The following is a 23,633-nucleotide window of genomic DNA, read 5'->3' on the forward strand; positions in this document are numbered from 1 at the left end:
CTGATAAAGCTGACGTTTCCACGGCTCCATCATACCCTGCCGTGCGCTCCGTTTGAAGCGCCTGCTTGTTACCTTAATTTTAAGCGCCTGATGGCTCTGAAAACGAAAGTAGGAAGGCATGTTGTTCGCAGTCATCTGCACGGATCGTGAAGGCGGTCTGGAGCTTCGCAAGCAGACCCGCCCGGCCCATCTGGAATATCTGCGGGATCACGAATCGCGTCTGGTGCAGGTCGGCCCGGTTCTGAATGCGGCAGGGGAGCCGGAAGGCAGCCTGTTGATCATCGATGCCACCAGTCTGGAGGAAGCACAGGCTTTTGCGGCGGGTGATCCGTATGCGCAGGCCGGGTTGTTCGCCACTGTTACAGTCCGCGCCTATCGTCAGGTGTTCAAGGACGGTCAGTTCGTCGGATGACCGCATACTGGCTGGTGAAGTCGGAGCCGGACGCCTTCAGCTGGGATCAGCAGGTGGCGCATGGCGTGGAGCCATGGACCGGGGTGCGCAATCATGCCGCCAAGCGCAATCTGGCGACGATGCGCCTGGGCGATCTGGCGTTTTTCTACCATTCCAATATCGGTCGGGAGATCGTGGGCGTGGTGGAGGTGGTCCGGGAAGCCTATCCCGATCCGACTGTCGGGGCGGATGAGCTGAGCCGGGATGGCAGCAATCCCTGGCTCTGTGTCGATATGCGTGCCGTCGGAAAGATGCCTTCTCCGGTAACGCTCGCCATGATCAAGGCGGAACCGGGTCTGGCCGATCTGGCGCTGGTGCGGCAATCCCGCCTGTCGGTATCGCCTGTTTCGCCAGAACATTGGGCGTTGCTGTGCCGGATGGGGGGCCGGATGGGGGACTGGAAAGGCACGGAAGGCTGACGAGATGACAGCCAGTGGCGCGCTTCGTTTGCTGTGCCATGTGCAGGATCTGTCCGATCCCGGCGCTAAAGGGTTTCCCCCTGCGCCGGGCGGATTTTTTGGCCTGTTCGCCATTCGGCGGGGAGATGATGTCCGGGTTTACGTCAATGCCTGCCCGCATATCGGTGTCCCGCTGGAATGGGGGCCTGATCGCTTCCTGTCTTCGGACGGGCAGCATATCGTCTGCGGCACGCATGGCGCTCTGTTCGATCTGCTGAGCGGAGCGTGTCAGGCTGGCCCGTGTCAGGGCGATTATCTGACGATGGTGCCAGTCATGATCGAGAATGGCGCGGTCTATGTGGCTGAGGATGCCGGGTTGTAGGGCCTGGCTGCTATAATAATGAAGTAAAACAGAGGGGCACGTTATGGCAGAAACCGACCAGAAACCCGCACCGGACAGGGACGGTTACAAGGGAACGGTGACTCCCACCGATCAGGTAACTGTTGCCGATACGGTTCAGCCGGTGGAGCATGGCGGTCCGAAAGGACCGGAACCAACCCGTTTCGGGGACTGGGAGCGTAACGGGCGCTGCATTGATTTCTGACGGGGATTTCTGATGGGCGGTGCGGCGGAAAGTTTAGTTTTCAGGCCGATTTTCCGCGCTGCGTGCATTCAGACCGATAATAGCGATCGCCGCCAGCAGTGAGGTCAGCGCAAGGCGCAGTCCCCAGTGCCCGGCCATGAAACCGATGATCGGCGGCCCGCACAGCCCGCCCGCATAACCGAGTGTTGCCACGGTGGTGACACCGGCATTGCCGCCCCGCCGTCCCGATGCCGCGAACAGGATCGGCACCACATTGGCCATCCCTATCCCCAGCAATGCGAATCCGGCCATGGAAACCAGTGGGTGGCTGGTGACAAGCGCGGTCCCCAGCCCGATGGCGGCGATAAGTGTGGACAGCGCACAGCTCCGTACCGGGCCGAGCCGGGTGACGACCCGGTCTCCGGCCAGCCGCATCCCCGCCATCATCAACGAGAAGGAGGCAAATCCTCCGCCGCTCAGGGCCATGCCTTCTTTCGACAGGGTGCTCATATAAACGGCTGACCAGTCCATCATGCCGCCCTCTACCATAAAGGCCAGAAAGCAGAGGCTTCCCAGATAGATCAGCGGTGGGGTCCATCCTTTTTCGGCTGGCGCTTCACTGGGATGCGGAGGAGTACCTTCCACCGTGCGGTTGATCAGCAATGCGGCCAGAAACACCAGCATCAGCATGGCTGCGGACAGCCCCATGGCCAATTCTGCATTCCATCCCCATGCAAACAGAAGGCTGGTAAAGGTGGAACCGGCCACCCCCCCGAGACTCCATCCGGCATGAAAGGAGGACATCATGGTTCGGCCGTTTTGTCGCTCCAGCCGGGCCGCTTCACCATTCATGGCGATATCGGTGGCTCCATGCGTGCCGCCGATCAGAAACAGCGCTCCGGCAAGGGCGGGCATGGCCCAGTCTCCGCACAGGCGGGAGAACGGCGGCAAAAGCACGGAGAGGGCAAAAGCGGGTCCGCTCCAGCCGGACAGGCGTGCGGTCCCGTAACGGGCGACGAAACGCCCCGCCAGCGGCATAGAGACCAGTGCGCCAACGGCCATGGCCAGCAGGGCAAAGCCCAGCGCTCTGTCACTGAGACCGGCATCACGCTGTACATGGGCGACACTGGCGGCCCATGTACCGATTCCAGCACCGCATCCGACGAAAAGCAGGGTTGGGCCGATCCGTGCCCGATGGAGTGATCCTGTCAGGAGTCTGTTCCCCCTGTTGCCAGCGTTGCGACCGTGGCGCCCAGCGTTTCGGGGTCTCCCTCAATCCGCACCAGCTTGTCGCGTGCGGTCAAACCCTGCAGCAAGGTAATGCGGGAAGCTGGCACGCGCAGCGCTTTGGCCAGCATGTCCCGCACCGCTTCATTTGCCTGCCCTTTATCGGCGGGGGCACTGACGGAGATTTTCAGCCGCGGTTTGCCATCAGCCCCGGGAACAGTGCCTCCCAGCCCGATTTTGCGGGCTTTCGGTACGACACGCAGGGCAAGCGTGATGCCATTTTCGACACTCCGCCAGATGCTCATCGCCAGATGCCTGTGGATGGAATTATTGCAGCAATGCGTTCCACTGGCCGAATGCGATAGCAATATACAGCTTGCCCAGCATGGGCCGGACCAGCAGTTGCAGCACCAGCAGCACGATCAGCGGGCTGAGATCGATCGCCCCCATATTGGGCAGGATATTGCGCACGGGGCGCAGAACCGGTTCGGTTACGCGATACAGGAAATCGGCGATCGACCAGACCAGCCGGTTGCGGCTGTCCAGCACGCCGAAGGACATCAGAGTCGAGATGATCGCCGACAGGATCAGCGCATAGATATAAAGCTGGATCAACGTATCCAGCAGATTGAAAGCGATCGTGAGCACGCGAAGCGTCTCCGTCAAACATCAGGTGACAGTGGGTCTGGTCGCTTGGTCTAGCCGTGCCGGGTCGTGAACCGCAAGCTTGCCATCCTGCAAGTCGGGAGGAAGGGTGCGATGCAGATTCCTCCCCACTATCAGCTTGACTTCGGCGCGTGGGCGCGGCATTACGCGCCGCCTGCGCTGCAACGCAGTGCAGGAGACGACGCGGAGCGGGGCTGTAGCTCAGTTGGGAGAGCGCCTCGTTCGCAATGAGGAGGTCAGGGGTTCGATTCCCCTCAGCTCCACCACGCTTCGCTGGTCGTCGTGAAATACGCTTCCTTGTTTCAAACTATTCCTGAAGCGGCAGGCTGCTCAGGGGTGGGGCGATCTCTTCAAGGGATTTATTTTCGGCGTTCACACCCAGCCTCAATTCCACCAGCCCGGCGGCCATCATCAGCGCGCCTCCGGCAGCGTAGCCCCACATCACAGCTTCCCGTCCCGCATCAATCAGGTGGCCGAACAGCACTGGTCCTGCAATGCCGCCAATCCCGGTGCCCAGCGCATAGAAAATCGCAATCGCAACGGCACGGACTTCCAGCGGAAAATTCTCGCCGACGGTCAGATAGGCTGAACTGGCGGCGGCAGAGGCGAAGAAAAACACGATGGTCCAGGCCACTGTCTGTCCTGTTGCATCCAACAGCTCCGCGCCGAACAACAGACCAACCATGGTCATCAACAGGCCGGAGAGAAGATAGGTTGCGGTGATCATGGTTTTACGCCCGAGCGTATCGAACCATCGCCCCAGCAGCAGCGGGCCGAGAAAATTCCCGAGTGCAAAAGGAAAGATATAAAATCCAACCTGTGCATTGCCGATGCCTTCGAATTTGTTCAGCACCAGCGCATAGGTGAACAGCAGCGCATTATAACAAAACGCCTGTGCTCCCATCAGCATGGCTGCGAGAATGGTTCTGTCCCGATACTGCGTGAACAGAATATGCAGGCTGGGGAGAAACCAGCTTTTGACATCGGTGCGCAGACGCAGCCGGGTGGGGGGAATGGGCGGAAGCACATTATTGGGTCTGTCTTTGGCGACCATCGTTTCGATCTGGCGCATCGCTTCATCAGCCTCGCCGGGTCTGCCATGGGTCATCAGCCAGCGCGGACTTTCCGGAATCCAGCGCCGTAACAGCAGCACGACAAAGCCGATCAGGCCGCCGATCACAAAGCTTGCCCGCCAGCCTGTTTCCTGATCAATCCACGCGGGATGGCCCAGTGCCACCACTGACCCCAGTGCCCCGAGCGCTGCGCCGAGCCAGAACGAACCATTGATCGCCAGATCGACAAAGCCGCGGCTGCGCGCCGGGATCAGTTCCTGAATTGTAGCGTTGACGGCCGCATATTCACCGCCAATGCCTGCGCCGGTCAGAAACCGGAACAGCGTGAAGGACCAGAAACTCCACGATAATCCCGACAAAATCGTAGCGGCCAGATAGAGCAGCACGGTCAGGGTAAACAGTTTCTTCCGGCCGAGCCGATCGGTCAGCCAGCCGAAAAACAAAGCGCCTCCAACGGCGCCGGCAAGATAGGCGCTGGCTGTGAGACCGGCCTGTCCGCCGCTAAGTTTCAGGGCTGGGCTGCTGGCGATTGCGCCCGCGAGAGACCCGGCGAGAGTAACCTCCAGCCCGTCCAGAATCCAGGTAATCCCGAGTGCTATGATCACCAGCGTATGAAACCGGCTCCATGGCAGTCGATCCAGACGAGCCGGAATATTGCTTGTGACTGAAGGTGGTGAAGGGGAGGATCGCTCCCTGGAATGTGGACAATCAGTCTGGCGCGCTTCCATGAGACGCAAAACGGCCGGGCAGGGAGGCAGGTTGCATGCCTTCTGTCCGGCCGGAATGGTCAGGGCTTATTGTGCGCTGGCGCTCGCCTCGCTGCGATGTGCGCCGACGCGGGCCGCCAGGGCGGCGGCCATGAACTCGTCCAGATCGCCGTCCAGCACAGCACCCGGATTGCCTTTTTCAACGTTGGTGCGCAGATCTTTCACCAACTGATAAGGCGCCAGAACATAGCTGCGGATCTGATGGCCCCAACCGATTTCGCTTTTGGCGTTTTCCTGCTCCTGCGCTGCTGCTTCACGCTTTTGCAGCTCGGCTTCGTACAGGCGGGCTTTCAGCATGTTCATCGCCGTGGCGCGGTTGCGATGCTGGGAACGGTCGGTCTGACAGGCGACGATGATACCGGATGGCACGTGCGTGATACGGATCGCACTCTCTGTCTTGTTCACGTGCTGACCGCCCGCACCTGAGGCACGGAACGTATCGACCTTCAGATCAGCTTCGTTGATCTCGACCTCGATATTGTCATCGACCACCGGATAGACCCAGACGCTGGCGAAGCTGGTCTGCCGCCTTGCCGCGCTGTCAAACGGGCTGATGCGGACCAGACGATGCACCCCGGCTTCGGTCTTCAGCCAACCATAGGCGGAGGGGCCAGCAACCTGAAGGGTCGCGGATTTGATACCGGCCTGCTCGCCATCGCTCTGTTCGATCAGCGTGACCTTGTAGCCATGCGCTTCGGCCCAGCGCGTGTACATGCGCAACAGCATTTCGGCCCAGTCCTGAGCCTCTGTTCCACCTGCCCCGGAATTGATTTCCAGATAGGCGTCGTTGCCGTCAGCCTCGCCGGACAGCAGGCTTTCGATTTCCAGCCGCTTGGCTTCGGCGGCAATGGTTTCCAGCATGCGGCGGGCATCGGTGGCCATGGCTTCGTCGCCATCGGCTTCGGCCATTTCGGCTAGCTCGGTGGCGTCGCTGACGTCTGATTCCATACGCAGCACGCCTTCTACCTGGCTGGCCAGACGGGTGCGTTCACGCATCACCGCCTGAGCGGCGGCGGAGTCGTTCCATAGATCAGGGTCTTCGGCGCGGGCATTCAGCTCCGCAAGACGGTGTTGAGCGGCATCCCAGTCAAAGATGCCTCCTCAGCAGTGCAACGGACTGCTTGATCTGCTGGTTGAGGGCGTCGATTTCGGCGGACATGGTCCTGTTCCGGTCATACTGAAGTCAAAGAAAACGAGAGGCGCTCAATACAGCCCGCCCATTCCGGTGTCGAGACCGCCGCTGCCTCCTCCACTGCCGGAGGAATCGCCGGGCTGAGCCGTCCCGGATGCGCTGCCGCCATCGATCATGGCACCGCCATCGGGCTGGCCGGGCTTCAGGGCATCCCAGCCGGCGGGGCTTTTCACCAGTGTCATGCCTTCCGGCATCGGGAATTGCAGCGCTGGATGATCTTTCAGTGCGACACTCATATATTCGCGCCAGACAGGGGCTGCCAGCGCTCCGCCGGTTTCGTGTTCGCCCAGAGAGGTGGGGTTGTCGAAACCGATCCAGACGATGGTGACGAGCGTTGGTGTAAAGCCGCCAAACCAGGCATCAACGAAATCCTGAGTCGTGCCGGTTTTGCCTGCAATGGGGCGTCCGCCCATGCCGATCGAGGCCTGATAACCGGTGCCGCGTGCCACCACATTTTCCATCATGGTGACGATCTGGAAGGTGCTCATCGCATCCGCCACCGGATTGCGTTTGTCATCCAGCACCGGACCGGCATCAGTGGATATGGCCGGGGGAGCAGAAGAAGGGGCCGTTGCGGGCGGGGTTGCAGGTGTTGTGCAGTTCTCGCAGGTGATGTCTTCCGGCTTCCAGATGACATGCCCGTCACGGTCCTGCACGCTATCGATCAGATGCGGCGTGACCAGCCTGCCGCCCTGCGCCAGAGACGCATAGGCTCCGGCCTCACGCAGCACGGTGGTATCCACCGCACCGAGGGCGGCGGGCAGGACTTTCGGCATGGAATCGACCAGATGGAAATCCATCGCGGTCTTGGCCACCGCCTCCATACCGACTTTCTGCGCGACCCGCAGCGTCACCAGATTGAGCGATTTTTGCAGCGCGACGCTCAGTGGTACCGGACCGGAGAAGGTCATCTCATAGTTATTGGGCCGCCAGATCCCTGCTGCCCCCATATTCATCACGAAGGGCGCATCCAGAAAGGTCTGGCCCGGCGCAATGCCCTGTTCCAGCGCCGTCAGATAGACGAATGGCTTGAAGGAGCTTCCGGGCTGGCGGTTGGCCTGTGTCGCCCGATTGAACTGGCTGGTTTCGAAGCTCCAGCCGCCGCTCATCGCCAGAATACGGCCCGAGCGGGGATCGAGAGAAACGAGGGCCCCCTGCACAGCGGGAATCTGGCGCAGTCGGACATGCAGGGCCGGGCCAGGGACTTCCCTGATCTGGGTGGCCGGTGTTTTGCGGGTTGATGACGCGGCTGGTTGAACAACCGGGCTGGCAGGTGTTGCTTCATCAACCTCGACCATCACGACATCGCCGACGGAGACGACATCATTCATCCGGCGGGGGACGCCACCCAGCTTCCCGTCTTTCACGGGACGTGCCCATTTTGTGTCCGCCAGTTGCATTATGCCGTGATGCACCGGGGCGGGGGTTGCGGTAGGCAGCGGGCTGGCGGGCGGATCGGTCCAGACCAGGGAGGCATCGGCGGCCTGAGTTTTCATCACCACAGCCAGTCGCCAGTTGCGCAGCATACCGGCCGGACGTGGCAGCTTCGCCAGTTCGGACTCCCATTGCCGGCTGGAAAGGCTGTTTTCTTCCAGATGGGCCACCGGGCCGCGCCAGCCGCCATGGGACTGATCATAGGCCATCAGCCCCCGATGCAGCGCCTGATCGGCGGCAGTCTGCAAGGCTGGATCAAGGCTGGTGCGCACCGACAGCCCGCCCTGCGTCGTGGTGTCGGCCCCGAAGCGCTCGACCAGTTTGCGCCGTACTTCCTCCGCGAAGTAACCGGCACCCGGAATGCCTTCGGGCCGATGGAACGCGGTGGGCAGCACGGGCTGCTGTTTCGCTTCGGCGGCCTGCTCACGGGTGATGGCATGGTCCTCCGCCATGCGATCCAGCACCCAGTCCCGTCTGCCCCGTGCGACATCGGGGTAGCGGAACGGGTTATAATTGTTCGGTGCCTTGGGCAGGGCAGCCAGAAAAGCGGCTTCCGGTATCGTGATTTCGTCCAGCGGCTTGTTGAAATAGGCCTGTGCCGCGGCAGCAACGCCGTAGGCGCCCTGCCCGAGATAAATCTCGTTCAGATACAGCTCCAGAATGCGCTGCTTGCTGAGGCTTTCCTCGATCCGCAGGGCCAGAATGGCCTCCTTGATCTTGCGTGCGATCGAAACCTCATTGGTCAGCACCATGTTCTTGGCGACCTGCTGGGTGATCGTTGACGCACCGATGGGCCGCTTCCCGTCATGCAAATGATTGAGATCGGTGATGGCAGCCCGGAACATCGCAACGGGGTCGACTCCGGGATGGGTCCAGAAATGCTGGTCCTCGGCAGAGACGAAAGCCTTTTTCACAATGTCGGGAATGGCTGAAAAGGGCACGAATACGCGCCGTTCGGTGGCCAGTTCACTGACAATCTGCCCGTCAGAAGCATAGACGCGGCTCATGACACGGGGCTGATAGACGCGCAGGCCCTCCAGATCAGGCAGGTCGGATGCATAATGGCGATAGGCGGCATAGATCGCGACTATCCCAGTCAGACCACCCAGCACGATCAGCCCGGCCAGCGCGCCGATCAGGCGGCCGATCCAGCGGAAACGGCCGCCTGCCCGTCTTTTCCCGGCTTCACGTGCCGGACGCCGCGAGGATTGATTATCCCTGCGCTGTTTGCGGGGAGGTTCCTGCCCTGGTTCCGGGGAAGGGGGTGCCAGCCGTTCCCGCGCAGTCAGCACCGGGCGCGGGGGAACGGCAATGGAACGGTCAGGGGGCGGCAGATCGGAGGACGTCATGCGCGGCTCTGTATCAGATTTCGTGATCCGGTGCATGGGGAAGGTGACTGATCCGCCATGCGAGGGTGCCGAGGGCTGGAAGAGGGTGGAAAGGCAGTCAAGGCAGGGCGTGTATCCCCGTCAATCCATGATCAGGTACACCATTGCCTGATAGGCGCAGCGTGCCGGGTCATCCCCGCATGGCATAGCCGGTGCTGGTGGCGAAATAGGCTTCTACGGCACGGGTCATGGCGGCGGCGATCCGCATGCGATGATCAGGGCGACGTAACAGGGCCTCGTCCTGATGATTGGACATGAAGCCCATCTCGACCAGCACACTGGGAATATCGGCGGCTTTCAGAACGACAAAGCCGGCATGGCGGGCAGGATGGGTCAGCATTGGCACGGTGCTGTCGAGGCTGCTGACCATGCTGTGTGACAGTCGGGCTGATCCGATTCGGGTCTCCCGCCGCACCAGACTGGTGAGAATACGGGCGATATCGGGTGGCTGGTTGCTAAAAGCCGGGCCGCCAAACCGGTCCACGCTGTTTTCCCGTTTCGCCAGAGACGCTGTCTGCGCGTCAGAGGCTGACGTTGCCAGTGTATAGACGCTGGCCCCGCGCACCCCGGCATTATGCAGCGCATCCGCGTGCATGGAGATGAACAGGGAAGCACCCTTGCTCTGGGCGCGATCCACCCTTCCATCAAGGGGAATGAAGGTGTCGTTGCTGCGGGTCAGTTCCACCCGGTAGCGCCCGGTCCGTTCCAGCTGGCGTTTCAGTTCCTTTGCGGCAGCAAGGGCGACATGTTTTTCATAGGTGCCGGTGACGCCGATGGCGCCCGGATCTTTCCCTCCATGGCCGGGATCGAGCATGATGAGACGGGCCGCATTGTTTTTCCGGGCGGCGGATTGGCCGGCGCGCGGAGCATGCAATGTTTTTATGGCATGCGGATGGCCATGTTTCTGCGGCCCCGCAGCCTCGGCCTCTGCTATGCTGTCCAGCAATGCGGGAGGCAACATCCAGCTGGCGAGCAGGCCCGCCCTGGCAAGGAGCTGCCCGGAGGTCATCGCGCCAAGGAAGCTGCGGCGGTGCAGTGACAGAAGATCAGCCATAGTGCGTGTTTTTAACACCGTACGGTCGGTCTTGACTATTAGGCTTTGAAATATGGCGCATTTTGGGCGAACTGTCTCCTTTGGATCACATGATCGCGTCTTGCAGTGGGCGGGTATTTGCTCCATGCTGGTTTCGCCAGAGAGATTGCCAGCGGCGTGACCATGCCCGCCGACAGATCGTTCAGATCGTGAGCCGGATGCATGGAGCCAACCGCCGGGCTGGTTTCATACTGGACAGCGAGCGCACCCGCGCCGCGGCCACCCATTATGTGGCGTTGGGAAAACCGCCGGGTCTGGCGCCTGTAACGGCTGCCGCACCCAGTTTTTTAGACCGAAGGATCGAGACGCCAGACTGTGTGGCTATATTCGGAACTGACTGAGATTGTCATACCATGCGCCTCAGGCGCTGGTCCGGATATGTTTGCGGCTGTGCGTGCCCTTCGCGACGATACACCGACACAACGTCATGCCCGGTGGAGCGCGCCGCTCGCGCATATCCCGGGCGTGTACCGGAGCTCATTACTCAATGACCAAAAAAATGCTCATCGACGCCAGCCATGCGGAAGAAACCCGCGTGGTGGTGATGGATGGAAACCGGCTTGAAGATTTCGACGTCGAGGCAGCGTCCCGTAAACAGATCAAAGGGAATATTTATCTCGCCAAAGTCGTCCGGGTAGAGCCGAGTCTTCAGGCCGCTTTCGTCGAATATGGCGGCAACCGGCATGGCTTTCTGGCTTTCAGTGAAATCCATCCCGACTACTACCAGATCCCTGTTGCCGACCGTCAGCGCCTGCTCGCCATGCAGGAAGAGGAAGCACGTGAGGAGGAGGAGGCTGAGGAAGCCGAATTTTCCGCCGCTGAGGCGCGTCGTGCCGCAGGCCGCCCCCTGAACACCGCTCAGGAGGTCATCCACACGGATCCGGAGCAAGCCGAAGCCTCCGGTCCGCAAGAGGATGACCCCGATGGTGGAGAGGATGGCGGAGAGCAGGATGAATCCACTGCCGGTTCTTCTGTCGAGGCAGGGGATGAGGGGAACCTCCATGCTTCCGCCGAGGAAGGCGATGATCAGGAGGAAAGCCGTCAGACCTCGCGCCCGGCCCGCCAGAAAGAGGATCGTGAGCGCCGCTCCCCCCGTTTCCTGCGCAATTATAAAATTCAGGAAGTCATCAAGCGCCGCCAGATCCTGCTGATTCAGGTGGTGAAGGAAGAGCGGGGTAATAAAGGGGCCGCGCTGAGCACCTATATTTCCCTCGCTGGCCGCTATTGCGTGCTGATGCCGAACTCGCCGCGTGGTGGTGGCGTGTCACGCAAGATTACCTCCGCCACTGATCGCCGCCGCCTGAAAGACATTATCAGCGCGCTGGAGATCCCGCGCGGCATGGGCATGATCGTCCGGACCGCTGGCGGGAACCGCCCGAAGGCGGAGATCATGCGCGACTGCGAATACCTGCTGCGCCTGTGGGATGATATCCGCGACATCACCCTGCGTTCGTCCGCACCTGCGCTGATTCACGAGGAAGCCAGCCTGATCAAGCGGGCGATCCGTGATGTCTATACCAGTACGATCGAGGAAGTGCTGGTCGATGGTGAAGAAGGTTGGCGGGCTGCGCGCGATATCATGCGCATGCTGATGCCCTCCCATGCCCGCAAGGTGATCTGCTGGAACGCCAACAAGGAACGTGCCGGACAGCCTCTGTTCGCGCATTATCAGGTTGAATCGCAGCTCGATGCCATTCTGGCGCCGAATGTTTCGCTGAAATCCGGCGGCTATCTGGTGATCAACCAGGCCGAGGCTCTGGTGGCGATCGACGTCAATTCCGGTCGTTCCACGAAGGAGCGGGGCATTGAGGAAACGGCCCTCCGCACCAATCTGGAAGCGGCCGATGAGGTCGCCCGTCAGTTGCGTCTGCGTGACCTTGCCGGTCTGATCGTGATCGATTTCATCGACATGGAAAGCCGCAAGCATAACGGCATGGTCGAGCGGCGCCTGAAGGAAGCGTTGAAAAACGACCGTGCCCGCATTCAGGTCGGCCAGATCAGCAGCTTTGGCCTGCTGGAAATGAGCCGCCAGCGTCTGCGCCCGTCCCTGACCGAAACCAGCATGATTACCTGCCCGCATTGCAATGGACTTGGTCTGGTCCGCACCACTGAGGGTGCTTCCGTCCATGTGCTGCGGGCGATCGAGGAAGAGGGCGCACGCCGTCGCTATGCCGAGATCATGGTGCATGCCGCTGCCGATGTAGCGTTCTATATTCTCAACAATCGCCGGGATTTTCTGGCCACGCTGGAATCCCGCTTCGGCATGAAGGTGCTGTTCTCCGCTGATGCGCAGTTCAGTGGTTCCCAGTTGCGGATTGAGAAAATCCGCGCCCGTGCGATGGAAGAAGTGGTCCAGACTTCGCTGATCGGGGTTGCTGATCCGCAGCCGAACATTGCGGGTGATCTGTATGATTTCGCTGATGCCTCTGACGGTTTTGCGACGTTCGAGGCGGCCCCTGGGGCGGTATTGGACGTGACCGTGCAGGCAGAACCGATTGGTACCGCGGAAGGAAGCAGCAAGGGTGGCAGGCTGTCTTCCGCAGAAGAAGAGTCTGACATCGGACAGGATGATGGAGATCGCCGCCGTCGCCGCCGTCGCCGTCGCCGTCGTGGCAATCGCCGTGATGACGGGGCCGAGAATGGGTTGGATGCCAGGTCCGAGCAGGATGATAACGGCAATCCGACCGAGGAGGAGGAACCTGTCAGTCACGGGGCTGCCAATACCCCTGCATTGCCCCTGGAAACTACAGAGCTGCCAGTGGCCGGGATTGCTGCCGAAGAAACCACCGTGGAAACACAGGGTGATGCCGTTGATGGCACGCAGGCTGTCTCCGGTGAATTTGGTGATGAGTTTGCGGAGGATTCCCGTCCGCGCCGTCGTGGCCGCCGTGGCGGGCGTGGGCGCCGTCAGTCTGCTCAGGCGAATGGTCATGATGCCGGACCAGTTGTCTATACCGGTCCTACCCCGGCTGATCCATTCGGTCAGCAACCGCTGGATGTATTCGACGTGATCGACGTTATTGAGCAACCGATGATCCGTGACGGGAAAGTGGATCAGGGCTCCTGGTCCGAACACCATCCTGATCCGGTGCCTGAGCCGGTTGTCGTGTCTGAGGAACAGGCAGAGCCCTATATTGCGCCTCCCATCCAGCCAGTGGTGATTGAGGATGCCGCTCCACGGGCCAGACGCGGCTGGTGGAAACGCTGAGGCAGCGTCTGTTGCTGAAGGCTGAATGAAAAAAGGCCGGGTCGCGCGTCTCAGAACGCACGCCCGGCCTCTTTTGTCTGCGCATGATAAAAATCATGTCGATGGGGTTTACAGGTCAGCCCCGGAACGGTATTACGCGCGCCTCGGCAGGTTGGGCGCATAGCTCAGTTGGTAGAGCAGCTGACTCTTAATCAGCGGGTCCAAGGTTCGAGTCCTTGTGCGCCCACCAACTTGTCGAAAAATCCCTTCGCTTCTGTCGTATACGTCCAAATATTCTGGCGATATACTCCTTGCATGCGATGTGATCACTGCCGCCGTTCAGTGATGTGGACATCCTTCATCCGTCAATACAGTCAGGCATTTTTTGGCCGTCAAAACGGAAAAAATTTGCATGAAGGCAGCGATACCGGTTTTTCTGGTTATGGTTGTGGTATTGTCAGGTGCATCGAACACTGCCGCCATGGCTGATAAAGCCGCTTCTGATCCTTCTGTTATGGTGCAGGGGGGCTGGTCTGTTCCCGATATCAATACCCTGCCGCAGGATGAATGGGGCCGTACGGTCAGATATGGCCGCGATTTGATTGTCAGGACCGCGTCCCTGATCGGTCCGGAAGTTGCTGATCCGGCACGGCGTTTTGCCGGCAACAATCTGAATTGCCAGAGCTGTCATCTGCAGGGCGGAACCAAAAAATTTGGCCTGCCCCTGATTGGGGTATTCGCAGATTTTCCGAATTATCGCGCCCGTTCCGGCACTGTCGGGACAATTGAGGATCGTGTGCAGGGATGCATGCAACGTAGCATGAACGGTAAGCCTCTGCCTCTGGATGGAAAGGAGATGAAGGCGATCGTCTCCTACCTGCAATTTCTGTCTACTGGTCGTCCTGTTGGCGCGCCTACGTTGGGACGAGGGGCCGGGAGCATGCCAGAGTTGATGCGGGCTGCTGACCCCGTGCGTGGTCAGGCCGTGTACAGTCAGGTTTGTGCCGCATGCCATGGTCAGGATGGGCAGGGACAGCGTGTCGGCAGAGTGGGTGATGCACAGGGATACGCGGTACCACCGTTATGGGGGACTGACAGCTTCAATAGGGGTGCCGGGATGGATCGTCTGATCAATACAGCGAATTTTATCCGCCATAACATGCCGGACGGTACGAACTGGACACAGCCGGTGCTCTCCATTGAGGATTCGTGGGATGTGGCGGCTTTTGTCAATACACAGCCCAGACCTGTCAAAGCAGATCTCCAGCGGGATTATCCGAACAGAATTGAAAAACCCGTTGATACACCCTATGGCCCTTATGCGGATGGGTTCAGCCGGAAGCAGCATGTCCTCGGGCCGTTTCAGCCTGTTCGCGACGCTCTCAAATATCTGCGCAATGCAGACAGATAAGTGTGACGCTGAGGGATGATGTGTGGCTGCATCACCATGATAATGAGATTCCGGAATGGAATCTTTTTTGTCAGGCGGGCAACTCAAGATAGCGCGTGATCCGCATAAAGGCCTGTTGCGCATGACGGATGCACTGTTCCGCTTCCACAGCAGTATGATCCAGCATAGATCTGAAACGCAGCCATCCCACCGATACGCCATCGTGCCCCAGATGAAGATGCCGCAGACCATAAGTGTCATGCAGCCCATGCCTTTGAAGCTGTCTCGCAATATGGACAGCGCCAAGCTTTGATCCTTCTGCGACATACAGCCAGCCAAGAGCGGCGGATGTGTCTTTTGCACCGGTTGGAATGGCTGACTGCATGGATGGCAGTGTCAGCCCAAGGACAGCGGCATCGGCTTCAATGGCTGGCAGACGGTTGCGCTCAGCAAGGTCAGGGATCAGTTGAAGCAGTACCTTCTTCTGATAAAGCGGAACGATATCCCTGTGAAAACAATACTGTGCTGTCAGAAAATGCCTGTATCCATCAAGCGTAATCAGAAGTTTTCTGACAGCCTGGTCCAGCCTGTCATGATCGGAATATGTCTGTTGTTTCAGTGTGATTGATAAAGCTGTCATGCATTACGAGAAACTGTAAGGAAATATTTTTATAGATAACGATCCACCAACAACATGGTTTCTGACAGCGTTGCCCTGCATGCCTGTTGCAATTCGTCACGTTTATGACGCCGATCTGTTACGCAATCGGGGTTTCCTTCGGCTGTTGCCGCCTGTCAGGTGGTGATGGCCAGAATTCAGGAGGATAATTCACAATGCGCAGGATCATTCTAACAGGTGTGGGCTTGCTGGCTTTTGGTGTGGCTGGTGCTGTCTATGCTCAGGAAGCACCTCCGATTCCGGAGGGTCCAGGGCATGGGGATACTGCCCCTATGCTGCCGCCGGATCACCATCATCCGTTCGGGCCGCCGCCTCCGCCGCCGCCGTCAAAGGCCGCATTTTTCAGGCTGCACCGTGGCGACCTGAGTGTCGTCGTCAAATGTGCGGAAGGAGAGAATACGAAAACATGTGTCGATGAGGCGAGCCGACTGATCGATCATTTCGCCTCGATCGCGAATACGCACTGAGTTCATATGCACTGTTCATATGCACTGGCCGGCATCCGCCACGCGCCGCAGGTTTCAGGCGTGTGGCAGGGATGTCAGCAAGGTTTCAGCCAGATGGGACAGGGGGCCGTTTCTGGCCCCGTTCACGCGATCATTGCGCCGCAGCGTCAGCAGACGCTCGTGCAGGGTGTTACGTCCGTCATCAGCCAGATGTCGGTCGAGCAGGATCACCAGTTCCCGCAGCATGTCCGTGGCCGCATTCAGCTCATTGCTCAGGGCCAGAATGCGTGCGTCAGGCGTCTGATGGCTGAATGGCATGGCACCCCCGGTATGATTGTCATGGTCTGTTCAGGAACAAGACTGTTTTCATAAACCTGAATGATCTTCGGGAGATACGGAGAACTGTTCTCCGTATTTTTCAACTTTCCGGTGTATGCTCTGAGAGCGGGTGCTGTGGGAAACATAGCTGACCATGGAGATGGTCGCTACTTCATGCGATAATGATGGCATGTCCCATGTCGAGCAGCGTCCGTTCTCCCCTTTTCCCTCCCTTTACAGCCATGGTCTGGTAAGGGTGGCGGCATGTGTGCCATCTGTTCACATTGCCCATCCGGCCCGGAATGCGGACGAGATTGCTGCTCTGGCAGCACGGGCCAATGCGGAGGGGGTGGCGGTCGCGGTATTCCCTGAACTCTGCCTGAGCGGATATGCCATTGACGATCTGGTGCAGCAGGATGTGCTGCTGGATGCGGTGGATGCTGCAGTGGGGGCGTTGCTACGCCGCAGCGCGGGCTGGATGAGTGTGATCGTCATCGGTGCTCCGGTACGGCAGGGCGGGTGTCTGTTCAATGCTGCCATCGTGCTGCATCGCGGGCGCGTGCTGGGTGTGGTGCCGAAATCCTACCTGCCGAATTATCGGGAATTTTACGAGTGCCGTCATTTCACGCCCGGGCTTTCGGTGCAGGGGCAGAGCATCCGCATCGGTGATGAGGACGCACCTTTCGGCACAGATCTTCTGTTTACCGCTGAGGATGTGGAGGGACTGACCCTGCATGTCGAGATCTGTGAAGACATGTGGATGCCGGTGTCTCCGGCCACTCTGGGGGCGTTGAACGGGGCGACGGTGCTGGCCAATCTTTCCGGCAGTCCGATCACCATCGGGCGTGCTGACAGCCGTGCATTGCTGAGCCGCTCTGCCTCCATGCGCTGTGTCGCAGCCACGATCTATGCGGCGGCGGGTTGGGGGGAGAGCACGACCGATCTCGCCTGGGACGGGCAGGCCACGATTTATGAAAACGGAACCCTGCTGGCTGAAACGCCCCGTTTCGCGCAGGAAGCCACGATGGCAGTGGCCGATATTGATCCGGGCCTGCTGATGCAGGAGCGGATGCGGGTGCATGGGTTCGAGGAAAACCGGCGGGAAATGGCGAGCGCAGACATCCGCCGGATCGGTTTCCGGCTGGACCCGCCATCCCGTGATCTGGGGCTGCGTCGCCGGGTAGAGCGTTTTCCCTTCGTGCCTGCCGATCCCGCCCGTCTGGCTCAGGATTGCTATGAGGCCTACAATATTCAGGTGCGTGGTCTGGCGCAGCGCCTGTCTGCCGCCAAAATCGGCAAGCTGGTCATCGGGGTGTCGGGAGGGCTGGATTCAACCCATGCCCTGATCGTGGCAGCGCGGGCGATGGATGTGCTGGCACGGCCCCGTTCCGACATTCTGGCCTACACCATGCCCGGTTTTGCGACCGGGGATGAAACACGCAACAACGCGCTGGCGCTGATGCGGGTGCTCGGCGTGTCCGCGCATGAGCTGGATATACGGCCGGCCGCGCGGCAGATGCTGGCCGATCTGGAGCACCCCTTTTCCGGAGGGGAACAGGTCTATGACATTACTTTCGAGAATGTGCAGGCCGGGCTGCGCACCGATTACCTGTTCCGGCTCGCCAATCAGCATAACGGGATTGTGCTCGGCACCGGTGACCTGTCGGAGCTGGCGCTGGGCTGGTGCACCTATGGCGTCGGTGACCAGATGTCGCACTACAACGTCAATGCCGGAGTGCCCAAGACCCTGATCCAGCATCTGATCCGCTGGGCCGGAGCCAGCGGCGATTTCTCCGATGAGGCACGTGTGATTTTCGAGGCGATCCTGAACACCGAAATCTCGCCGGAGCTGATCCCGGTTGCGGAAGGGGAGAAGCCGCAGAGCACGGAAGGCACCATCGGCCCCTATGCGTTGCATGATTTTACCCTGTTCCATGTCCTGCGCTACGGGTTCCGTCCATCGAAGATTGCTTTTCTGGCCTGGCACGCCTGGCACGATGCCCAGCAGGGCGTATGGCCACCCAACTACCCGGCAGATCAGCGGCACGCCTACGGTCTGGCCGATATCAGGCACTGGATGCAGGTGTTCCTGAAGCGTTTCTTCGGCTTCAGCCAGTTCAAACGATCCGCGCTGCCGAATGGTCCGAAAGTCTCTGCCGGGGGAGCATTGTCCCCGCGCGGTGACTGGCGGGCGCCGTCCGATGGCAGCGCAGAGATATGGCTGCAAGAGCTGGCTGCTCATGTGCCGGATGATTTTTCCTGACCAACTGCGCTCTGTCGGCACAGCTTCAGCTTGATTAGCGGCCCGTTTTCACGTCATCTGTCACGATGCGATTCACCATCGACCGCCTTGATCACCTCGTTATGAATGTCCGTGATGTGGAAATATCCGCATCCTGGTACCAGCGTGTGCTGGGGATGGAACGGGAAGAATTCGGGGCGGAGCGTCGTACCGCGCTGCGTTTTGGCGGCCAGAAAATCAATCTGCGCCCGTTCGATAACGAAACCCGCAGCTGGTCTACTGCTGCTCATCCGCAGATCGGCAGTGATGATCTGTGCTTCATCACGGCGGTCGGGCCGGATCAGGTGATCGAGCATCTGCACGATTGCGGCGTCACGGTCGAGGAAGGGCCGGTGCGCAAACATGGTGCGTTGGGTCAGATTCATTCCATCTACTGCCGGGACCCTGATGGTAATCTGGTGGAGATCGCCTCCTACCTCGCTGAATAATCTGCCCTGCCTGTGCGTAGGCAGAGCTTGAAGCGCGGAGGCAGGCCCGGCAGATAGAGGGCCATGAGTACAGCCCCTCTCGATATTGCCGATTTCACTTTCGATCTGCCGCCGGAGCGAATCGCGCATGAACCGGCGCGTCCGCGCGAATCCGCCCGTCTGCTGCATGTCCCGGCAGGGGAGGAGGGATTCCATGATCATCATATCCGCGATCTGCCCGATCTGCTGAGCCCGGGCGATGTGCTGGTGGCCAATGATACGCGGGTGATCCCGGCGCAACTCACGGCATGGCGCGGACAGGCGCGGATCGGCCTGACGCTTAATCGGCCTCTGCCGGATGGAAGCTGGCATGTGCTGGCCCGCAATGCGCGTCGCCTGCGGGCCGGCGACAGGCTGCGCTTTACCGAGGAGGATACGCAGCCCACCGGCATGCTGGCGGCCGAGGTGGTGGCGCGTGACGAAGATGGGGGCGCCATCCTGCGTTTTGTCGCGGAGGATTTCGATGCGGCGCTGGCGCAGTACGGGGCGCTGGCCTTGCCGCCTTATATCGATCGTCCGCAAGGCCCAACCGATCAGGATGCGAGAGACTATCAGACTGTCTTTGCCCGTCATCGTGGTGCGGTGGCTGCGCCGACGGCGGGGCTGCATTTTACCCCGGCCTTGCTGGACAGGCTGGAGGCAAAGGGGATCGAGCGTGTCACGATCACCCTGCATGTCGGCGCCGGTACTTTTCTGCCGATGCGTGATGATACGATCGAGGCCCATCGTCTGCATGCAGAGCGTGGTGTCATCACGCCGGAGGCTGCCTCACGGATCAATGCGGCCAAACGGATTGTCGCGGTTGGTACAACCAGCCTGCGCCTGCTGGAAAGTGCGGCCGATGCGACGGGTGGCGTACGTCCCTTTGATGCCGAGACTGATATTTTCATCAAGCCAGGTCACCGGTTCCGCACCGCCCATGCGTTGCTGACGAATTTTCATCTGCCGCGTTCGACCCTGTTCATGCTGGTCTGTGCCTTTGCCGGAACAGCGCGGATGCGGGCGGCCTATGCACATGCCATCGCTGAGGCTTACCGTTTCTACTCCTACGGTGATGCCTGTCTGATCGAGCGGGGCTGAACAAGCGCGGCTGATCCACATCGGCGGGACTTGCGCGACAGGCATTAAGGCGGCACAGCGTTGCTCATGTCCCTTACCCTGTCTCTTCAGGCCGAGGATGGCCGGGCGCGAGCCGCCACGCTGCATACCGCGCATGGTGACGTGCCGACCCCGACTTTCATGCCGGTCGGCACGGCGGCCACCGTCAAGGCCATGATGATGGATTCCGTCCGCGCCACCGGCGCCGGGATCGTGCTTGGCAATACCTACCATCTGATGCTGCGCCCAGGAGCGGACCGGGTGGCGGCGCTGGGCGGCCTGCACCGTTTCATGGACTGGCCCGGTCCCATTCTGACCGATAGTGGCGGGTTTCAGGTCATGTCCCTGTCCTCCCTGCGCAAGCTGGACAAGGATGGCGTGACGTTCCAGTCCCATATTGATGGCTCCCGCCATCGTCTGACGCCGGAAAGCGCGATCGAAATCCAGCACAAGCTGGATGCGACGATCACCATGGCATTCGATGAATGCACCAAATTCCCCGCCACGCATGAGGAGGCGGCTGCTTCCATGGAGCTGTCGATGCGCTGGGCGGCGCGATGCCGGGATGCCTTCGTGCCGCGTGACGGGTACGGGTTGTTCGGGATCGTGCAGGGCAGCATCTATAATGATCTGCGCACGCAATCCGTGACGGCGCTGGGCGATGATTTCCACGGCTATGCGGTGGGCGGTCTGGCGGTGGGAGAGGGGCAGGAGGCGATGTTCGCCACGCTCGACCATACCTTGCCGCTGCTGCCGCGTGGAAAGCCGCGCTACCTGATGGGGGTTGGCACACCGGATGATATTCTGGGTGCGGTCATGCGGGGCGTGGATATGTTTGACTGCGTCATGCCCACACGCGCCGGACGGACTGCCCGCGCCTACACCTCGCAGGGGGTGATGAACATGCGCAATGCCCGTTATGCAGATGATCCCCGCCCGATCGATCCGGCCTGCGATTGTCCTGCCTGCACACGCCACAGCCGGGCTTATCTGCATCATCTGTTCCGGGCCGGAGAGATGCTGGGACCGATGCTGCTGACATGGCATAATCTGAATTACTATCAGTCTCTGATGCGTGGCCTGCGCAGCGCGATCATGGATGGACGGCTGGAGCAGCATGCCGTCACGCTGCGCGCCGCCTGGGCGGCCGGAGATCGGGAGAAACAGGATGGCTGAAAACTATGCAGGTCTGACCCAGCTCGGCCAGACCATTTCCCAGCCCGCCAGTCCGGATCAGGCAGTGCTGGAGAAAGTGCCCAATCCGACGCCGGGTAAAGCGTATATGATCCGCTTTACCGCACCGGAATTCACCTCTCTCTGTCCGCTGACCGGCCAGCCGGATTTCGCGCATATCGTGCTGGATTACGTGCCGCGTGACTGGATTGTCGAAAGCAAATCCCTGAAGCTGTTTCTGACCAGTTTCCGCAATGTCGGCAGTTTTCACGAAGCCTGTTCAATGAAAATCGCGGAGCGTGTGGTCAGCCTGCTTGATCCTGTCTGGCTGAGGATCGGTGCTTACTGGTATCCGCGCGGCGGTATCCCCATCGACGTGTTCTGGCAGACCGGCGCACCGCCGGATGGTGTATGGATTCCGGCGCAGGATGTGCCGGGTTATCGGGGAAGAGGTTAAATCATATGGCTCTGTGGGTCCGTTTTGCGCGGGATGGAGAAACCGGTTTCGGAACGTTGGCGGAAGGGGTGATCACGGCCCATACCGGCACGATGTTCGGCGAGAAGGCACCCTCTGGCGAAGTCGTTCCGCTGGAGGCGGTGCATCTGCTGGCACCGGTCACGCCGCGCAAATTCATCGGGCTGTGGAACAATTTTCATGAGCTGGCGGCCAAACTCGGCACGTCTGTTCCCGAACAGCCGCTCTGGTTCCTGAAATCTCCGGACAGCGTGGTCGGCCCGGATGCGGAGATCGTGCCGCCTGAATCCTATCAGGGGAAAGTGCTCTACGAAGGCGAGCTGGGCATCGTGATCGGACAGGACATCCATAACGCGGATGAGGCAGCCGCCGAGGCCGCGATTTTCGGCTATACGGCGGTGAATGATGTGACGGCGCTGGATATTCTCAATGCCGATCCGTCTTTCCCGCAATGGGCGCGGGCCAAAAGCTGTGACACGTTCGGGCCGATCGGCCCTGCTATCGCTACCGGCCTGAACTGGCAGGAAGCCCGCATCCGCGTCGCCCTGAACGGGCGGGAGCGCCAGAACTACCCGGCCAGCGACATGATCCTGTCTCCGGCCCGGATCGTCAGCCTGCTGTCACAGGAAATGACGCTCTGTGCCGGGGATGTCATTGCCTGCGGCACCTCGGTGGGTGTGCTGCCGATGCGGCCTGGTATGGTGGTGGAGGTCACGATCGACGGGATCGGCACGCTGCGTAATACGGTCGCGCAAAAGGCCGATGCGGTCGCCGCCTGACAATGACTCAACCGGATACTTCCCCTTCGGTCTGCTCTCCTGATGAGTTTCATGCATGGATCGAGGACGCAGTTCGCTTTGGGGATACGGATGCGCAGGGTCACGTCAACAACGTGACCTTCGCCCGTTACGCCGAGACCGGCTATGTGCCGTTCATGCGGGAGGCCGGGTTGCTGAGCGATCCCGGCCGCATGGCGGTTGCAGCCCGGATCGAGATCGATTTCCGCTCCGAGATTTTCTATCCGGCTGTGGTGCGGATCGGCACTGCGCTGGAACGGGTCGGGCGCAGCAGCATCACGCTGCGGCAGGGTCTGTTTGTCGAGACGCTCTGTGTGGCCACAGTGCGGCTGGTTCTGGTGCTGATCGACCGGAACACGCGCCGCCCGGTGGGGGTGGATAACGCCCTCATCGCGCGGCTGAGGGCGTTATCCGAAGGTCTGTCCGATCAGCCGACGAGTTTGGCCGCCAGCCGGGCAACGTGATCGCCTAGGAAGCGCGCGCCATCCAGCTCATTGGTGCTCGGCTGACGTGACCCATCACCGCCGGTGAGGGTGGAGGCGCCATAAGGCGTGCCGCCGGAGACTTCATCCAGTTTGGTCTGCCCCTGAAAGGAATAGGGCAGGCCGGTAATTACCATGCCGTGATGAAGCAGATTGGTCAGCAGGGAGAACTGTGTGGTCTCCTGCCCGCCATGCTGGCTGGCGGTGGAAGTGAATGAAGCACCGAGCTTGCCGACCAGGGCGCCTTTGGCCCACAGACCGCCGGTCTGGTCCCAGAACTGAGCCATCTGGGAGGGCAGGCGACCAAACCTTGTGCCTGCACCGACGATGATGGCGTCATAATTCGGCAGTTCCTCCGTTTTGGCGAGCGGAGCAGCCTGATCGAGCTTGAAATGATTGGCGCGGGCGACCTCTTCCGGTACCAGCTCGGCAACACGGCGGATATCGACCTCGGCCCCGGCGGCGCGGGCCCCTTCAGCGACGGCTTCCGCCATGGTTTCGATATGTCCGTAGGTGGAGTAGTAGAGAACCAGAACTTTGGCCATG

Annotated in this window: 25 protein-coding genes and 2 tRNA genes; 16 read left to right on the plus strand and 11 right to left on the minus strand. The window is 60.5% G+C overall.

Annotation, left to right across the window (positions count from 1 at the left end):
• Positions 1–118 precede the first annotated feature (118 nt).
• The 4 genes from GbCGDNIH8_RS01370 to GbCGDNIH8_RS01385 are packed head-to-tail and all read left to right on the plus strand — an operon-like array spanning position 119 to position 1,454.
• Positions 119–412, plus strand: coding sequence for a YciI family protein (locus GbCGDNIH8_RS01370; RefSeq protein ID WP_072571820.1), 294 nt, complete (start codon positions 119–121; stop codon positions 410–412).
• Positions 409–870 (plus strand): EVE domain-containing protein, encoded by a 462-nt coding sequence (locus tag GbCGDNIH8_RS01375; protein WP_072571821.1) that lies wholly within the window; start codon positions 409–411, stop codon positions 868–870. The genes GbCGDNIH8_RS01370 and GbCGDNIH8_RS01375 overlap by 4 nt, the downstream gene beginning before the upstream one ends.
• Positions 871–874: 4 nt before the next feature.
• On the plus strand, positions 875–1,231 hold the full coding sequence (locus GbCGDNIH8_RS01380) for a Rieske (2Fe-2S) protein (protein WP_072571822.1): 357 nt from the start codon (positions 875–877) through the stop codon (positions 1,229–1,231).
• A 43-nt stretch (positions 1,232–1,274) separates the two neighbouring features.
• Complete coding sequence (locus GbCGDNIH8_RS01385) at positions 1,275–1,454, plus strand: DUF1674 domain-containing protein (RefSeq protein ID WP_072571823.1); 180 nt, start codon at positions 1,275–1,277, stop codon at positions 1,452–1,454.
• A 33-nt stretch (positions 1,455–1,487) separates the two neighbouring features.
• On the opposite strand, the gene GbCGDNIH8_RS01390 is transcribed toward GbCGDNIH8_RS01385, so the two are convergent.
• From GbCGDNIH8_RS01390 to GbCGDNIH8_RS01400, 3 genes are read right to left on the minus strand one after another with little or no spacing between them, the layout of a single operon-like run.
• Complete coding sequence (locus tag GbCGDNIH8_RS01390) at positions 1,488–2,645, minus strand: MFS transporter (protein ID WP_072571824.1); 1,158 nt, start codon at positions 2,643–2,645, stop codon at positions 1,488–1,490.
• Complete coding sequence (locus tag GbCGDNIH8_RS01395) at positions 2,642–2,965, minus strand: DUF167 family protein (RefSeq protein ID WP_072571825.1); 324 nt, start codon at positions 2,963–2,965, stop codon at positions 2,642–2,644. Before GbCGDNIH8_RS01395 ends, GbCGDNIH8_RS01390 begins: the two co-directional genes overlap by 4 nt.
• A 22-nt stretch (positions 2,966–2,987) precedes the next feature.
• A complete protein-coding gene (locus GbCGDNIH8_RS01400; protein ID WP_072571826.1) occupies positions 2,988–3,308 on the minus strand; it encodes a YggT family protein in 321 nt (106 codons plus the stop codon).
• 208 nt (positions 3,309–3,516) lie between these two features.
• On the opposite strand from GbCGDNIH8_RS01400, the gene GbCGDNIH8_RS01405 reads away from it, so the two are divergent.
• A tRNA-Ala gene (locus tag GbCGDNIH8_RS01405) sits at positions 3,517–3,592 on the plus strand.
• 41 nt (positions 3,593–3,633) lie between these two features.
• Here GbCGDNIH8_RS01405 and GbCGDNIH8_RS01410 read toward each other — a convergent pair.
• The 5 genes from GbCGDNIH8_RS01410 to GbCGDNIH8_RS01430 form a co-directional block, all read right to left on the minus strand.
• Complete coding sequence (locus GbCGDNIH8_RS01410; protein ID WP_072571827.1) at positions 3,634–5,127, minus strand: MFS transporter; 1,494 nt, start codon at positions 5,125–5,127, stop codon at positions 3,634–3,636.
• 66 nt (positions 5,128–5,193) lie between these two features.
• A protein-coding gene (gene prfB, locus GbCGDNIH8_RS01415; RefSeq protein ID WP_157692511.1) for a peptide chain release factor 2 occupies positions 5,194–6,325 on the minus strand; the annotation gives its coding sequence in 2 pieces (ribosomal slippage) (positions 5,194–6,255 and positions 6,257–6,325; 1,131 coding nt in all).
• A 44-nt stretch (positions 6,326–6,369) separates the two neighbouring features.
• The gene (locus GbCGDNIH8_RS01420; protein ID WP_081369026.1) at positions 6,370–9,141 is read right to left on the minus strand and encodes a penicillin-binding protein 1A; all 2,772 of its coding nucleotides are present in this window, start codon (positions 9,139–9,141) and stop codon (positions 6,370–6,372) included.
• A gap of 169 nt (positions 9,142–9,310) precedes the next feature.
• Positions 9,311–10,234 carry an N-acetylmuramoyl-L-alanine amidase family protein gene (locus GbCGDNIH8_RS01425; RefSeq protein ID WP_072571829.1) on the minus strand — a complete coding sequence of 308 codons (924 nt, stop codon included), beginning with the start codon at positions 10,232–10,234 and terminating at the stop codon, positions 9,311–9,313.
• A gap of 38 nt (positions 10,235–10,272) precedes the next feature.
• Positions 10,273–10,500, minus strand: coding sequence for a hypothetical protein (locus tag GbCGDNIH8_RS01430; protein WP_072571830.1), 228 nt, complete (start codon positions 10,498–10,500; stop codon positions 10,273–10,275).
• A gap of 260 nt (positions 10,501–10,760) precedes the next feature.
• Here GbCGDNIH8_RS01430 and GbCGDNIH8_RS01435 point away from each other — a divergent pair, with 260 nt between their 5' ends.
• From GbCGDNIH8_RS01435 to GbCGDNIH8_RS01445, 3 genes are all read left to right on the plus strand, one after another.
• Complete coding sequence (locus GbCGDNIH8_RS01435; protein ID WP_253736071.1) at positions 10,761–13,481, plus strand: Rne/Rng family ribonuclease; 2,721 nt, start codon at positions 10,761–10,763, stop codon at positions 13,479–13,481.
• A 153-nt stretch (positions 13,482–13,634) separates the two neighbouring features.
• Positions 13,635–13,710, plus strand: a tRNA-Lys gene (locus GbCGDNIH8_RS01440).
• Between the two features lie 162 nt (positions 13,711–13,872).
• Positions 13,873–14,871, plus strand: coding sequence for a c-type cytochrome (locus GbCGDNIH8_RS01445; protein ID WP_095206398.1), 999 nt, complete (start codon positions 13,873–13,875; stop codon positions 14,869–14,871).
• Positions 14,872–14,941: 70 nt separating this feature from the next.
• On the opposite strand, the gene GbCGDNIH8_RS01450 is transcribed toward GbCGDNIH8_RS01445, so the two are convergent.
• Positions 14,942–15,490 carry a biliverdin-producing heme oxygenase gene (locus GbCGDNIH8_RS01450; protein WP_072571833.1) on the minus strand — a complete coding sequence of 183 codons (549 nt, stop codon included), beginning with the start codon at positions 15,488–15,490 and terminating at the stop codon, positions 14,942–14,944.
• Positions 15,491–15,684: 194 nt separating this feature from the next.
• On the opposite strand from GbCGDNIH8_RS01450, the gene GbCGDNIH8_RS13080 reads away from it, so the two are divergent.
• Positions 15,685–15,996 carry a hypothetical protein gene (locus GbCGDNIH8_RS13080; RefSeq protein ID WP_072571834.1) on the plus strand — a complete coding sequence of 104 codons (312 nt, stop codon included), beginning with the start codon at positions 15,685–15,687 and terminating at the stop codon, positions 15,994–15,996.
• 54 nt (positions 15,997–16,050) lie between these two features.
• On the opposite strand, the gene GbCGDNIH8_RS01460 is transcribed toward GbCGDNIH8_RS13080, so the two are convergent.
• Positions 16,051–16,293 (minus strand): hypothetical protein, encoded by a 243-nt coding sequence (locus GbCGDNIH8_RS01460; protein ID WP_072571835.1) that lies wholly within the window; start codon positions 16,291–16,293, stop codon positions 16,051–16,053.
• A gap of 154 nt (positions 16,294–16,447) precedes the next feature.
• On the opposite strand from GbCGDNIH8_RS01460, the gene GbCGDNIH8_RS01465 reads away from it, so the two are divergent.
• The 7 genes from GbCGDNIH8_RS01465 (at position 16,448) to GbCGDNIH8_RS01495 (ending at position 23,069) form a co-directional block, all read left to right on the plus strand.
• A complete protein-coding gene (locus GbCGDNIH8_RS01465) occupies positions 16,448–18,556 on the plus strand; it encodes an NAD(+) synthase (protein WP_408874901.1) in 2,109 nt (702 codons plus the stop codon).
• 65 nt (positions 18,557–18,621) lie between these two features.
• Positions 18,622–19,023 (plus strand): VOC family protein, encoded by a 402-nt coding sequence (locus tag GbCGDNIH8_RS01470; RefSeq protein WP_072571837.1) that lies wholly within the window; start codon positions 18,622–18,624, stop codon positions 19,021–19,023.
• 63 nt (positions 19,024–19,086) lie between these two features.
• Positions 19,087–20,142 (plus strand): tRNA preQ1(34) S-adenosylmethionine ribosyltransferase-isomerase QueA, encoded by a 1,056-nt coding sequence (queA, locus tag GbCGDNIH8_RS01475; RefSeq protein WP_072571838.1) that lies wholly within the window; start codon positions 19,087–19,089, stop codon positions 20,140–20,142.
• A gap of 66 nt (positions 20,143–20,208) precedes the next feature.
• Positions 20,209–21,336 (plus strand): tRNA guanosine(34) transglycosylase Tgt, encoded by a 1,128-nt coding sequence (tgt, locus tag GbCGDNIH8_RS01480; protein ID WP_072571839.1) that lies wholly within the window; start codon positions 20,209–20,211, stop codon positions 21,334–21,336.
• Entirely contained in the window at positions 21,329–21,790 is a 462-nt protein-coding gene (queF, locus tag GbCGDNIH8_RS01485; RefSeq protein ID WP_072571840.1) for a preQ(1) synthase, read from the plus strand. The genes tgt and queF overlap by 8 nt, the downstream gene beginning before the upstream one ends.
• A 5-nt stretch (positions 21,791–21,795) precedes the next feature.
• Positions 21,796–22,587, plus strand: coding sequence for a fumarylacetoacetate hydrolase family protein (locus GbCGDNIH8_RS01490; protein ID WP_072571841.1), 792 nt, complete (start codon positions 21,796–21,798; stop codon positions 22,585–22,587).
• A 2-nt stretch (positions 22,588–22,589) separates the two neighbouring features.
• Positions 22,590–23,069, plus strand: coding sequence for an acyl-CoA thioesterase (locus GbCGDNIH8_RS01495; protein WP_072571842.1), 480 nt, complete (start codon positions 22,590–22,592; stop codon positions 23,067–23,069).
• Here the strand turns inward: GbCGDNIH8_RS01495 and wrbA are convergent.
• On the minus strand, positions 23,033–23,632 hold the full coding sequence (wrbA, locus tag GbCGDNIH8_RS01500; protein WP_072571843.1) for an NAD(P)H:quinone oxidoreductase: 600 nt from the start codon (positions 23,630–23,632) through the stop codon (positions 23,033–23,035). The genes GbCGDNIH8_RS01495 and wrbA overlap by 37 nt on opposite strands.
• Position 23,633: the final 1 nt, after the last annotated feature.

Source organism: Granulibacter bethesdensis (genome assembly GCF_001889545.1).
Classification (GTDB): domain Bacteria; phylum Pseudomonadota; class Alphaproteobacteria; order Acetobacterales; family Acetobacteraceae; genus Granulibacter; species Granulibacter bethesdensis_B.